This is a genomic window from Pseudomonas sp. FSL W5-0299 (assembly GCF_005930655.1).
Lineage (GTDB): Bacteria > Pseudomonadota > Gammaproteobacteria > Pseudomonadales > Pseudomonadaceae > Aquipseudomonas > Aquipseudomonas mandelii.
On sequence record NZ_RXHX01000012.1, the window covers coordinates 1 to 13,523 of the forward strand.

Here is a 13,523-nt window from a genome sequence, read left to right on the forward strand (position 1 = left end):
AAAAATGTGGGAGCGAGCCTGCTCGCGAAAGCGTCCTGTCAGTCAACATCTATCTCAACTGACACACCGCCTTCGCGAGCAGGCTCACTCCCACAGGGTATTGTCGGCGACACATAATTTGCGTCTCATGAAGATCAAAAATGTGGGAGCGAGCCTGCTCGCGAAAGCGTCCTGTCAGTCAACATCTATCTCAACTGACACACCGCCTTCGCGAGCAGGCTCACTCCCACAGGGTATTGTCGGCGACACATAATTTGCGTCTCATGAAGATCAAAAATGTGGGAGCGAGCCTGCTCGCGAAAGCGTCCTGTCAGTCAACATCTATCTCAACTGACACACCGCCATCGCGAGCAGGCTCGCTCCCACAGGGTATTGTCGGCGACACAGAGTTTGCGTCTCATGAAGATCAAAAATGTAGGGGTGAGCCTGCTCGCGATAGCGTCCTCTCAGTCAACATCTATCTCAGCTGACACACCGCCTTCGCGAGCAGGCTCGCTCCCACAATGGGGTCTGTGGTGGCCTTTTAGTTCGTGGGGGCTGCGAGTTGTGGCGGTGGGGCGAAGTCGAAGGGGGCGAGGGCAAACCCTTGCTCATCCACTTGCAACGCCCAGCCCTGACGGTCCCAATCCCCCAGCACAATGCGCTTGGCCGCTTGCTCGCCAATCTGCAACTTGTGGATGGCCGGGCGATGGGTGTGCCCATGGATCAAGGTTTTTACGCCAAATTCCTGCATGATCCGCGGCACTTCGTCCGGCGTGACATCGACGATGTCATTGGCCTTCATCCGCGTCTGGGCCCGGCTTTCACTGCGCAGTTTGCGCGCCAGTTTATGCCGCGTGCGCAACGGCAGGTGCCGCAGGATGAACAGGGTGATCGGATTGCGCAGGTAGCGACGCAGCTTCATATAAGCTTCGTCGCGGGTGCAGAGGCTGTCGCCGTGCATCAAAAGCACCGGCTCGCCGTTGAACTGCACGACACTCGGGTCCTTCAGCAACGTGCAGCCGGCCTGTTTGCAGAAGGCCTGGCCGAGCATGAAGTCGCGATTGCCGTGCATCAGAAATATGGCCGTGCCGCTGTCGCTAAGGGTGCGCAGGGCCTGGCAGATGGAACGCTGGAACGGCGTCATGGCATCGTCGCCAATCCACGCCTCGAAAAAGTCGCCCAGAATGTACAACGCACTCGCCGAGCGGGCGCGTCCGGCGAGCAAATCCAGAAACGCCCGGGTGATGTCCGGGCGCTCCTCTTCCAGATGCAAGTCTGAAATCAGCAGTATCACGCTTCGATGATCTCGGCTTTCTCGATGATCACGTCTTCTGCTGGCACGTCCTGGTGGCCGGATTTCATGGTGGTGGAAACACCTTTGATCTTGTCGACAACGTCGGTGCCTTCAACGACTTTGGCGAATACTGCGTAGCCCCAGCCCTGAGTGGTCTTGGCGCTGTGGTTCAGGAAGCTGTTGTCAGCCACGTTGATGAAGAACTGGGCGGATGCCGAATGCGGCTCCATGGTGCGGGCCATGGCGACGGTGTACTTGTCGTTCGGCAGGCCGTTGTCGGCTTCGTTCTGGATGCTTGGGCGCTTGTCTTTCTTTTCTTTCATGCCTGGCTCGAAACCGCCGCCCTGGATCATGAAGTTACCGATGACGCGGTGGAAAACGGTATTTTCGTAGTGACCGGCTTTGACGTACTCGATGAAGTTGGCAACGGTCAGCGGTGCCTTTTCAGCGTTCAGTTCCAGGACGATGTCGCCATGGTTGGTGGTCAGTTTGACTTTGGTCATGATTACTACTCATTCAATGAATTCGTGGGTTTCGGGGCATTTAAGCCCTCAACCGGTCCGGCCAATGTCGGCCAAGGTGCGCAGTTTAGCGTGCCGGGCGCGAATTTCGAGGCTGTTTTTCATTTGCATCCGATTAAATGCACCCGTTTTCGGGCCTGCTCTGTCAGCGACTTGACGGCATCGGCTATGATAAGCCCCTTTGTTTTAACAGCCGCTTTGATTTGGCCAACTGGCCGCGCACTTGTACGTTCAAGGATCCTATGAGCAAGCCCACTGTCGACCCTACCTCGAATTCCAAGACCGGCCCTGCCGTGCCGGTCAATTTCCTGCGCCCGATCATCCAGGCGGACCTGGACTCGGGTAAGCACACGCAGATCGTCACCCGTTTCCCGCCTGAGCCCAACGGCTACCTGCACATCGGTCACGCCAAGTCGATTTGCGTGAACTTCGGCCTGGCCCAGGAATTTGGCGGCGTCACGCACCTGCGTTTCGACGACACCAACCCGGCCAAGGAAGACCAGGAATACATCGACGCGATCGAAAGCGACGTCAAATGGCTGGGCTTTGAATGGTCCGGCGAAGTGCGCTATGCCTCGCAGTATTTCGACCAGTTGCACGACTGGGCTGTCGAGCTGATCAAGGCCGGCAAGGCCTACGTCGATGACCTGAGCCCTGAACAGGCCAAGGAATACCGCGGCACCCTGACCGAACCGGGCAAGAACAGCCCGTTCCGTGATCGCTCCGTGGAAGAAAACCTCGACTGGTTCGCCCGCATGCGTGCCGGCGAATTCCCGGACGGCGCACGCGTGCTGCGGGCCAAGATCGACATGGCCTCGCCGAACATGAACCTGCGCGACCCGATCATGTACCGCATCCGTCACGCCCATCACCACCAGACCGGCGACAAGTGGTGCATCTACCCGAACTATGACTTCACCCATGGTCAGTCGGACGCCATCGAAGGCATCACTCACTCGATCTGCACCCTGGAGTTCGAAAGCCACCGTCCGCTGTACGAGTGGTTCCTCGAGAACCTGCCGGTCCCGGCAAAACCGCGCCAGTACGAGTTCAGCCGTCTGAACCTGAACTACACCATCACCAGCAAGCGCAAGCTCAAGCAACTGGTCGATGAAAAGCACGTCTTCGGTTGGGACGATCCGCGCATGTCCACGCTGTCGGGCTTCCGTCGTCGTGGCTACACGCCGAAATCGATCCGCAACTTCTGCGAAATGGTCGGCACCAACCGTTCCGACGGCGTGGTCGACTTCGGCATGCTCGAATTCAGCATCCGTGACGACCTCGACCACAGCGCCCCGCGCGCCATGTGCGTGTTGCGTCCGCTGAAAGTCGTGATCACCAACTACCCGGAAGGCCAGGTCGAGAACCTCGAACTGCCGTGCCACCCGAAAGAAGACATGGGCATGCGCGTCCTGCCGTTCGCCCGTGAGATCTACATCGACCGTGAAGACTTCATGGAAGAGCCGCCGAAAGGCTACAAGCGCCTGGAGCCGAACGGCGAAGTGCGTCTGCGCGGCAGCTACGTGATCCGCGCCGACGAAGCGATCAAGGACGCCGAGGGCAACATCGTCGAACTGCGTTGCTCCTACGACCCGGAAACATTGGGCAAGAACCCTGAAGGCCGCAAGGTCAAAGGCGTGGTGCACTGGGTGCCGGCCGCGGCCAGCGTCGAGTGCGAAGTGCGTCTGTACGATCGCCTGTTCCGCTCTGCGAACCCTGAGAAGGCCGAAGACAGCGCCAGTTTCCTGGACAACATCAACCCTGACTCGCTGCAAGTCCTCACCGGTTGTCGTGCTGAACCCTCGCTGGGCAATGCACAGCCGGAAGACCGTTTCCAGTTCGAGCGCGAAGGTTACTTCTGCGCGGATATCAAGGACTCGAAACCAGGTGCTCCGGTATTCAACCGTACCGTGACCTTGCGTGATTCGTGGGGCCAGTGATTCAAGGAAACTAAAGTGCTTACGATCTACAACACGCTCACCAAGAGCAAAGAAGTCTTCAAGCCGCTGGATGGCAACAATGTGCGCATGTACGTCTGCGGGATGACCGTGTACGACTACTGCCACATTGGCCATGGCCGCAGCATGGTCGCGTTCGACCTGGTGACCCGCTGGTTGCGGTTCAGCGGTTATAACCTGACGTATGTGCGCAACATCACCGACATTGAAGACAAGATCATCAATCGGGCCAAGGAGAACGGCGAACCGTTCGACGTGCTGACCGAACGCATGATCACCGCGATGCATGAGGACGAGGCGCGCCTCAATATCCTCAAGCCGGACATGGAGCCGCGGGCCACCGATCACATCGCTGGCATGCAGACCATGATCCAGACCCTGATCGACAAGGGTTACGCCTACGCTCCGGGCAATGGCGACGTGTATTACCGCGTTGCCAAGTTCATGGGCTACGGCAAGCTGTCGCGCAAAAAAATCGAAGACTTGCGCATCGGCGCGCGGATCGAAGTCGACGAGTCCAAGCAGGACCCGCTGGACTTCGTGCTGTGGAAAGGCGCCAAGCCGGGCGAGCCGAGCTGGCCTTCGCCGTGGGGCGACGGGCGTCCGGGCTGGCACATTGAGTGCTCGGTGATGTCGACCTGCTGCCTCGGCGAGACCTTCGACATTCATGGCGGCGGCAGCGACCTCGAATTCCCGCACCACGAAAACGAAATCGCCCAGAGCGAAGCGGCCACCGGCAAGACCTACGCCAACGCGTGGATGCATTGCGGCATGATTCGCATCAATGGCGAGAAGATGTCCAAGTCCTTGAACAACTTCTTCACCATTCGCGACGTGCTGGAAAAGTACCACCCGGAAGTCGTGCGTTACCTGCTGGTGTCGAGCCACTACCGCAGCGCGATCAACTATTCGGAAGACAACCTCAAGGACGCCAAAGGCGCACTCGAGCGTTTCTACCATGCGTTGAAAGGCCTGCCGAGCGTGGCGCCAGCTGGCGGTGAAGCCTTCGTCGAGCGTTTCACCCAGGTGATGAACGACGACTTCGGCACGCCGGAAGCCTGCGCGGTGCTGTTCGAGATGGTTCGCGAGATCAACCGTCTGCGCGAGAGCGATCTCAATGCGGCGGCAGGTTTGGCGGCGCGCTTGAAGGAACTGGCCAGCGTGCTGGGCGTGCTGCAGCTTGAGGCCGATGACTTCTTGCAGGCCGGCGCTGAAGGGCGCGTGGATGCGGCTGAGGTTGATGCGCTGATTCAGGCGCGTTTGACTGCCCGTGCCAACAAGGACTGGGCTGAGTCCGACCGTATCCGCGACCAGTTGACCGCGATGGGCGTGGTGCTGGAAGACGGGAAGGGCGGCACGACCTGGCGGTTGGCTGACTGACTGCTTCGAATGCCGCAAAACAAAACCCGCCTTGTGCGGGTTTTTGTTTTTGGGCAGTCCGCGAGGTTATGTGGTGTTTGATCTGGCGCCTTCGCGGGCAAGCCTCGCTCCTACAAGGTCGCGTCGTACACAATATTGGCGAACGACGCGCCCCTGTAGGAGCGAGGCTTGCCCGCGAAGGGTCTCCAGCCGGCCCCAGCCACGACTGCTCACTCGTCAATCAGCCTGGCGCAACCGCTTGTAAAGAGTATTGCGGCTAACGCCAAGACGCCGGGCGAGGTGCGAGATATTCCCCCCAGCCGCCTGCAACAACCGGTTCAAATCCTCGGCATCATTCAAATCCACCGCCAGCGGTTCCGGCGAATCCACCGGCTCCATCTCCAGATCGACAAAAAAATCATCCGGCAAATGCTCCGGCCGCACCGGTTGTTCTTCGGCCATGGCCAGCGCCACCTGCATCACGCTGCTGACCTGCCTTAAATTCCCCGGCCACGGATGACGGCCGAACAACTCCATCACCTCACGGCTCAACCCGGCCCACTGCGATGGCTCGCGATGCTGTTCCCACAAGCGCTTGAACAGCGCCTGTTTGTCGGTGCGTTCCCGTAACGGCGGCAATTCCAGGGTCAAACCGCCGATTCGGTAATAAAGGTCCTCGCGAAACCGCCCGAGCTGCACTTGCTCGCGCAACGAACGGTTGGTCGCGGAAATGATGCGGATGTCCACCGGGAACAACTCGCTGCTGCCTACCGGTTGCACGCACCGTTCCTGCAAAACCCTTAGAAGGCGAGCTTGTGTCGGCAATGGCATGTCACCGATTTCATCAAGGAACAGTGTGCCTTTGTCAGCCTTGCGGATCAGTCCGATACTGCCTTTCTGATTGGCGCCGGTGAACGCGCCTTTCTCGTAGCCAAACAGCTCGGACTCCACCAGTTCGGCGGGGATCGCTGCACAGTTGACGGCAATGAACGGTTGTTTGCTTCGCGAACTGGCCTGATGCAGCGCTTTGACGAAGACCTCCTTGCCGACCCCGGTTTCACCGTGGATCAATAGCGGAATATCTTTTTCCAGCAAACGCTCGGCCTGACGCACGGCTTTTTCCACGCGACTGTCGCCGAAATGCAAGGTGCTGAGGCTGATTGCGGCGGGCACGGTCGCGGCCGGTTCCGCGCTCTTGGCCTCAGAAAACAGTCGAGCCTGAATCGACACCTGTTTCGGCCGCTTCAACAGGCATTGAAAACGGTTGCGCCCGGAGGCTTGCAACGCAAAAGGCAGGCCTTCCGGCTGGTTCAGCAACTCCAGCAACGACACCTTGAACAGGCTTTCGACACTGACCCGGGACAGGCTGATCCCCAGCAGATTGTCAGCCCGGCGGTTAGCCGACAGCACCTGGCCGGTTTCATCGAAGATCAGCAAACCGGCCCATTGGCTGTCGAGGTTGTTCAGCCCGGTGTTGAAGGTCAGTTGAAAATGCTGGCCGTGAAAGAGGTTGAGGATCAGCCGGTTTTCCACGGTCTGGCTCATCATCTTGACCATGCCGAGGGTGTGGGACGGCGGCAGGTAGCTGTCGCTGGACACGTCCAGCACCGCGATCACCTTGCGCTCGGCATCGAAAATCGGCGCGGCGGAACCGGTCATGAAGCGGTTGGCTTTCAGGAAATGCTCATCGTGTTCGATGTGCACCGCCTGCTCGCAGGCCAGCGCAGTGCCGATCGCGTTGGTGCCGCTGCAACGCTCCATCCAACTGGCCCCGGCGCTAAAGCCGCGGGTCAGGCTCGGCTCGATGAAGCGCTGGGTGCCCCAGGACGTCAGCACCTGGCCCTGATTGTCGGCGAGCATGATCAGGCAATTGGAATTGCTCAGGATGTTTTCGTAATACGGCAGGACTTCCTGGTGCGTGGTCTGCACCAGCGAATGCTGGCTTTCCAGCAACTGGGCGATGCCATCGGCAGGCAACTGATCGAACGCCGGTGCGCTTTGATGATTGAGGCCGAACGCGCGGCAACGGGACCAGGAGTCCTGGATGATGGTGTCGTGGGACAAAACGGGGGCAGGTGCGGCCATGACAGTCAGCCTCTGAATAACGCTTTTATTGTTGTTATAGGTATTCCCTTGTGGTAGCGAGCCTGCTCGCGATAGCGGTGGGTCAGTCAATACTGATGTCGACTGATCCACCGCTATCGCGAGCAGGCTCGCTCCCACAGGTTTTTGCTCGCGGGAAGGCAAAAAGCATCCGTAGAGTGTTGTTCACTATTGTTCATTGTCAACGGCTGGATTGTTCAATTGTTCAGTCGCCGTTGTTCATTTCTGTTCAGCAACGAACGTTGATTTGTCATCACTTCAAACATTTTCAAAGCAGATCAATAGCTTGCAATTTCTGGCATGAAACTCGCTCTACAGCCTGGGTCGCTTGACTCCAAATAATAAAAAGGCCGAGCCATGTCATTAACCCTGGAGCACGTCAGCCGTACCGTCGAGGGCCAGACCTGGATCGACGATGCGTGCCTGAGTTTCGAACCCGGATCCTTCAACGTTTTGCTCGGGCGCACGCTGTCCGGCAAGACCAGTCTGATGCGCCTGATGGCGGGCCTGGACAAGCCCGACAGCGGCCGAATCCTGATGAACGGTGTCGATGTCACACAACGCACGGTGCGTTTGCGCAACGTGTCGATGGTCTATCAGCAGTTCATCAACTACCCGACCATGACCGTCTTCGACAACATCGCTTCGCCATTGCGCCAGGGCGGTGTCTCCAACGAGTTGATCCAGAGCAAAGTGCTGGAAACCGCGAAGATGCTGCGCATCGAGAAATTCCTCAAGCGCTATCCGCTGGAGCTTTCTGGCGGCCAACAGCAGCGCACCGCGATGGCCCGGGCGTTGGTCAAGGATGCCGAGCTGATTCTGTTCGACGAGCCGCTGGTGAACCTCGACTACAAGTTGCGCGAAGAACTGCGCCAGGAAATGCGCGAGCTGTTCAAGGCCCGGCACACCATCGCCATCTACGCCACCACCGAACCCAACGAAGCACTGGCCCTTGGCGGCACCACCACCATTCTTCACGAAGGCCGGGTGGTCCAGAGCGGTAAATCCTCCGAGGTCTATCACCAGCCAAAAACCGTGCTGGCTGCCGAATTGTTCTCCGAGCCGCCGATCAACCTGATGCCGGGACGGATTGCCGGTAACGAAGTGAGCTTCGCCAATTTTGTGCACTTCCCGTTGAACGTCGATTTGCGCCCGGTGGGCGAGGGCGAGTTCCGCTTTGGCGTGCGCCCAAGTCATATCTCACTGGTGCCGAGCAACGACGATGACCTCGAACTCGCGGTGACCGTCGAGGTCGCCGAGATCAGCGGTTCGGAAACCTTCCTGCACGTGCGCAACGAGCATTTCCTGCTGGTGCTGCACTTGCCCGGCGTCCACGAATACGACGTCGATGCGCCGATCCGCATCTATATCCCGACCCATAAACTGTTTGTGTTCGATGCGCAGGGGCGGCTGGTCCAGGCGCCCGGTCGCCGTATCGCGAGGGTTGCCTGATGGCCGAAATCCGTTTGCAGAACCTCGCCCACAGCTACACCAGCACGCCGACCGGCCCCGAGGATTACGCGATCCGCGAGATGGACCACGTCTGGGAACAGGGCGGTGCTTATGCCTTGCTCGGGCCTTCGGGCTGCGGCAAATCGACGCTGCTCAACATCATTTCCGGGTTGCTCAGCCCGTCTCAGGGCCAAGTGCTGTTCGACAGCAAAGTGGTCAACGACCTGACTCCCGAGAAGCGCAACATCGCTCAGGTTTTCCAGTTTCCGGTGGTCTACGACACCATGACGGTGTTCGACAACCTGGCCTTCCCCCTGCGCAATCAGGGCATGGCCGAGGCGAAAATTCACAGCAAGGTGCAGGAAATTGCCGAGGTCCTTGACCTCCAGGCGCTGCTGAGCAAAAAGGCGCGCAACCTCACCGCCGACGAAAAACAGAAAGTCTCGATGGGCCGTGGACTGGTCCGCGACGACGTTTCGGCCATCCTCTTTGATGAACCGCTGACGGTAATCGACCCGCACCTGAAGTGGAAACTGCGGCGCAAGCTCAAGCAGATCCACGAGCAGTTCAACATCACCATGGTCTACGTCACCCACGATCAACTCGAAGCCTCGACCTTCGCCGACAAGATCGCGGTGATGTACGGCGGCCAGATCGTGCAGTTCGGCACCCCGCGCGAATTGTTCGAGCGGCCGACTCACACCTTTGTCGGCTATTTCATTGGCAGCCCGGGGATGAACCTGATCGAGGTGCAGCCACAACCGGGCGGCGTCGGTTTTGCTTCGACGCATCTGCCTTTATCCGACGCACAACAGAAACGTATCGCCGAGTCCGAGTGGAAAACCCTGAAGGTCGGCATCCGTCCGGAGTTCGTGCACGTGTGGGACGAGCCGTTCGATGACGCGATGCAGGCACAAGTCGTACACGTCGAAGACCTCGGCACCTACAAGATCATGACCCTGAACCTCGACGGCGCGCCGTTGAAAGTGCGTCTGGCCGAAGACAAACCGGTACCGGAGGGCACGGCCTGGATCAGCTTCCCGGCGCAGTGGTTGATGGTCTATGCGGACGATTACCTTCTGGAGGTGCAGCCATGAACAAGGTGCAGAACAACAAGGCCTGGTGGCTGGTCCTGCCGGTGTTTCTGCTGGTGGCGTTCAGTGCGGTGATCCCGATGATGACCGTGGTCAACTACTCGGTGCAGGACATCTTCGACCAGTCCAGTCGCTATTTCGTCGGTGCCGACTGGTACAAACAGGTGCTGCTTGATCCGCGCCTGCACGACTCGCTGCTGCGGCAATTCATCTATTCCGGCTGCGTGCTGCTGATCGAAATCCCGTTGGGCATCGCCATCGCCCTGACCATGCCGACCAAGGGTCGCTGGTCATCGCTGGTGCTGATCATTCTGGCGATTCCGCTCCTGATCCCGTGGAACGTGGTCGGCACCATCTGGCAGATTTTCGGCCGTGCGGACATCGGTCTGCTCGGTGCCAGCCTCAAGGCCATGGGCATCAACTACAACTATGCGGCGAACACCATGGACGCCTGGGTCACGGTGCTGGTGATGGACGTCTGGCACTGGACGTCGCTGGTGGCGCTGTTGTGCTTTTCCGGTTTGCGGGCCATTCCGGACGTCTACTACCAGGCGGCGCGGATTGATCGGGCCTCGGCCTGGGCAGTTTTCCGACACATCCAGTTGCCCAAGCTCAAGAGCGTGCTGTTGATCGCCGTGATGCTGCGGTTCATGGACAGTTTCATGATCTACACCGAGCCCTTCGTCCTCACGGGCGGTGGTCCGGGGAATGCCACGACCTTCCTGAGTCAGACGTTGACCCAGATGGCCGTAGGGCAATTCGACCTCGGCCCGGCGGCGGCTTTCTCGCTGGTGTATTTCCTGATCATTCTGTTGGTGTCCTGGCTGTTCTACACCGCCATGACTCACTCTGACGCCAACCGCTGAGGTCCGCCATGAGCAAGAGAAAGCTTATTCCGTTGCTGATCTACATCCTGTTCCTGCTGGTGCCGATCTACTGGCTGCTGAACATGTCCTTCAAGAGCAACACTGAAATCCTCGGCGGTCTGACGCTGTTTCCGCAGGATTTCACCTTCGCCAACTACAAGGTGATCTTCACCGATCCGAGCTGGTACAACGGCTACCTCAACTCGCTGTACTACGTGAGCCTGAACACGATCATTTCCCTGAGCGTGGCGTTGCCAGCGGCTTACGCGTTCTCGCGCTACCGCTTTCTCGGTGACAAGCACCTGTTTTTCTGGCTGCTGACCAACCGCATGGCGCCGCCGGCGGTGTTCCTGTTGCCGTTCTTCCAGCTGTATTCCTCGATTGGTCTGTTCGACACGCACATCGCCGTGGCGCTGGCTCATTGCCTGTTCAACGTGCCGTTGGCGGTCTGGATTCTGGAAGGCTTCATGTCCGGCGTTCCGAAAGAAATCGACGAGACCGCCTACATTGACGGCTACAGTTTCCCCAAGTTCTTCGTGAAGATTTTCGTCCCGCTGATTGGTTCCGGGATCGGCGTCACGGCGTTCTTCTGCTTTATGTTTTCCTGGGTCGAACTGCTGCTGGCGCGAACGCTGACATCGGTGAATGCCAAGCCGATCGCGGCGGTGATGACCCGCACGGTCTCGGCGTCGGGCATCGACTGGGGCGTGCTGGCAGCGGCGGGGGTGTTGACCATCCTGCCGGGCATGCTGGTGATCTGGTTTGTTCGCAACCACGTGGCCAAGGGCTTTGCCCTGGGCCGGGTCTGAGGAGCTGATGATGGAATGGATGAGCTGGACGGTCCCCACTGCGGCGTTCTTCATTGTCATTGGCCTGATTCTGACGGGCATGACGACCTGGGAATTACGTTCGCCGAGTGTCCCTCGGCGTGGTTTCTTGCCGATTGCCACCACCCGTGGCGATCGGCTGTTTATCGGTCTTCTCGGCAGCGCCTACCTGCATTTGCTGGTAATCGGCGTCACCGACTGGAGCATCTGGGTTGCGTTCGCGTTGTCCCTGGTGTGGCTGTTGGCTGTGATGCGTTGGGGCTAGTCGAAATCGATCGGCAATGTTGCTCCGAAAACCAAACAGGAGGTCTCTATGTTCGACAAAAACAATAAGCTGCGACATAGCATTTCATTGGCAGCCATGCTGGCACTCAGCGGTCTGAGCGCTTCGGCCTGGGCCGATGCCTACGAAGACGCCGCGAAGAAATGGATTGGCAGCGAGTTCAAGCCGTCCACCCTTACTCCAGAGCAGCAGCTCGAAGAGCTGAAGTGGTTCATCAAGGCCGCCGAGCCGTTTCGCGGGATGAGCATCAAGGTGGTTTCGGAAACCATCGCGACCCACGAATATGAATCCAAAACCCTGGCCAAGGCCTTCACCGAAATCACCGGGATCAAGCTGACCCACGACTTGCTGCAAGAAGGCGACGTGGTGGAAAAGCTGCAAACCCAGATGCAGTCGGACAAAAACATCTATGACGGTTGGGTCAACGACTCGGACCTGATCGGTACGCACTTTCGCTACGGCAAGACCGAATCGATCACCGACCTGATGGCCAACGAAGGCAAGAACTTCACCTCGCCGACCCTGGACCTCAAGGACTTTATCGGCATTTCGTTCACCACTGCACCGGACGGCAAGATCTATCAATTGCCTGACCAACAGTTCGCCAACCTGTACTGGTTTCGCGCCGACTGGTTCGAGCGGGCGGATTTGAAAGCGAAATTCAAAGAAAAATACGGTTATGAACTGGGCGTTCCGGTGAACTGGTCGGCCTATGAAGACATCGCCAAGTTCTTCAGTGAAGACGTCAAGGAAATCGACGGCAAGCGCGTCTACGGGCACATGGACTACGGCAAGAAAGACCCGTCCCTCGGCTGGCGCTTCACCGATGCCTGGTTCTCCATGGCCGGTGCCGGCGACAAAGGCATTCCCAATGGCTTGCCGGTGGACGAGTGGGGCATCCGCGTCGAGGATTGCCACCCGGTCGGTTCCAGCGTGACCCGTGGTGGCGACACCAACGGCCCGGCGGCGGTCTACGCGACGCAGAAATACGTCGACTGGCTCAAGGCCTACGCGCCACCGGAAGCGGCGGGCATGACCTTCTCCGAATCCGGCCCGGTGCCGTCCCAAGGCAACATCGCCCAACAGATCTTCTGGTACACCGCGTTCACCGCCGACATGACCAAACCGGGCCTGCCGGTGATGAACGCCGATGGCACGCCGAAATGGCGCATGGCGCCATCGCCACGCGGGCCGTACTGGGAAGAGGGCATGAAGCTCGGTTATCAGGACGTGGGTTCGTGGACGTTCATGAAGTCCACGCCTGAGAAGCAGAAACTGGCGGCCTGGCTTTATGCGCAATTCGTCACGTCGAAAACCGTGTCGCTGAAGAAAACCATTATCGGCCTGACGCCGATTCGCGAGTCGGACATCAACTCGCAAGCCATGACCGACCTGGCACCGAAACTCGGCGGTCTGGTCGAGTTCTATCGCAGCCCGGCCCGCGTGCAATGGACCCCGACCGGGACCAACGTGCCGGACTATCCACGTCTGGCTCAACTGTGGTGGAGCCACATCGCGGAAGCGGCCAGCGGCGAGAAGACTCCGCAACAGGCGCTGGATGGCCTGGCCAAGGATCAGGACGCGATCATGGCGCGTCTGGAACGCTCGAAGGCTCAAGCCACCTGCGCACCGAAAATGAACCCTGAGCGCGATGCTCAGTACTGGTTCGATCAGCCGGGTGCACCGAAGCCGAAACTGGCGAACGAGAAGCCCAAGGGTGAAACCGTGAGTTATGCCGAACTGCTGAAATCGTGGGAGGCGGCGCGTAAATAAATAGCTCGATC

General features: G+C 59.0%; 11 protein-coding genes. 8 read left to right on the forward strand and 3 right to left on the reverse strand.

Features of this window, described 5'->3' with window-relative positions; translation table 11 throughout:
- Nucleotides 1–523: 523 nt before the first annotated feature.
- Nucleotides 524–1,276, reverse strand: coding sequence for a UDP-2,3-diacylglucosamine diphosphatase (gene lpxH, locus FHL16_RS16440; protein WP_077748731.1), 753 nt, complete (start codon nt 1,274–1,276; stop codon nt 524–526).
- Nucleotides 1,273–1,779, reverse strand: a complete 507-nt coding sequence (locus FHL16_RS16445) for a peptidylprolyl isomerase (RefSeq protein ID WP_077748732.1) — start codon at nt 1,777–1,779, stop codon at nt 1,273–1,275. Before FHL16_RS16445 ends, lpxH begins: the two co-directional genes overlap by 4 nt.
- Nucleotides 1,780–2,039: 260 nt before the next feature.
- On the opposite strand from FHL16_RS16445, the gene FHL16_RS16450 reads away from it, so the two are divergent.
- Both FHL16_RS16450 and cysS read left to right on the forward strand, forming a co-directional pair.
- Nucleotides 2,040–3,737 carry a glutamine--tRNA ligase/YqeY domain fusion protein gene (locus FHL16_RS16450; RefSeq protein WP_010458817.1) on the forward strand — a complete coding sequence of 566 codons (1,698 nt, stop codon included), beginning with the start codon at nt 2,040–2,042 and terminating at the stop codon, nt 3,735–3,737.
- Nucleotides 3,738–3,752: 15 nt separating this feature from the next.
- Nucleotides 3,753–5,135 (forward strand): cysteine--tRNA ligase, encoded by a 1,383-nt coding sequence (gene cysS, locus FHL16_RS16455; RefSeq protein WP_010458820.1) that lies wholly within the window; start codon nt 3,753–3,755, stop codon nt 5,133–5,135.
- A 216-nt stretch (nt 5,136–5,351) separates the two neighbouring features.
- Here the strand turns inward: cysS and FHL16_RS16460 are convergent, their stop codons facing one another.
- Nucleotides 5,352–7,199: a sigma-54-dependent Fis family transcriptional regulator gene (locus FHL16_RS16460; protein WP_010458821.1), complete on the reverse strand. Its 1,848-nt coding sequence runs from the start codon at nt 7,197–7,199 to the stop codon at nt 5,352–5,354.
- Nucleotides 7,200–7,574: 375 nt separating this feature from the next.
- Between FHL16_RS16460 and FHL16_RS16470 the strand changes: the two genes are divergently transcribed.
- Genes FHL16_RS16470 through FHL16_RS16495 form a run of 6 tightly spaced genes read left to right on the forward strand, consistent with a single transcriptional unit; the run spans nt 7,575 to nt 13,512 of the window.
- The gene (locus FHL16_RS16470) at nt 7,575–8,669 is read left to right on the forward strand and encodes an ABC transporter ATP-binding protein (protein WP_077748733.1); all 1,095 of its coding nucleotides are present in this window, start codon (nt 7,575–7,577) and stop codon (nt 8,667–8,669) included.
- Nucleotides 8,669–9,766: an ABC transporter ATP-binding protein gene (locus tag FHL16_RS16475; RefSeq protein WP_077748734.1), complete on the forward strand. Its 1,098-nt coding sequence runs from the start codon at nt 8,669–8,671 to the stop codon at nt 9,764–9,766. The genes FHL16_RS16470 and FHL16_RS16475 overlap by 1 nt, the downstream gene beginning before the upstream one ends.
- A complete protein-coding gene (locus tag FHL16_RS16480) occupies nt 9,763–10,629 on the forward strand; it encodes a carbohydrate ABC transporter permease (protein ID WP_010458824.1) in 867 nt (288 codons plus the stop codon). The genes FHL16_RS16475 and FHL16_RS16480 overlap by 4 nt, the downstream gene beginning before the upstream one ends.
- 8 nt (nt 10,630–10,637) lie before the next feature.
- Nucleotides 10,638–11,438 carry a carbohydrate ABC transporter permease gene (locus FHL16_RS16485; protein ID WP_010458825.1) on the forward strand — a complete coding sequence of 267 codons (801 nt, stop codon included), beginning with the start codon at nt 10,638–10,640 and terminating at the stop codon, nt 11,436–11,438.
- A 10-nt stretch (nt 11,439–11,448) separates the two neighbouring features.
- A complete protein-coding gene (locus FHL16_RS16490) occupies nt 11,449–11,721 on the forward strand; it encodes a DUF2160 domain-containing protein (RefSeq protein ID WP_010458826.1) in 273 nt (90 codons plus the stop codon).
- A 48-nt stretch (nt 11,722–11,769) separates the two neighbouring features.
- Nucleotides 11,770–13,512, forward strand: coding sequence for an ABC transporter substrate-binding protein (locus FHL16_RS16495; RefSeq protein WP_010458827.1), 1,743 nt, complete (start codon nt 11,770–11,772; stop codon nt 13,510–13,512).
- The last annotated feature ends 11 nt before the right edge of the window (nt 13,513–13,523 follow it).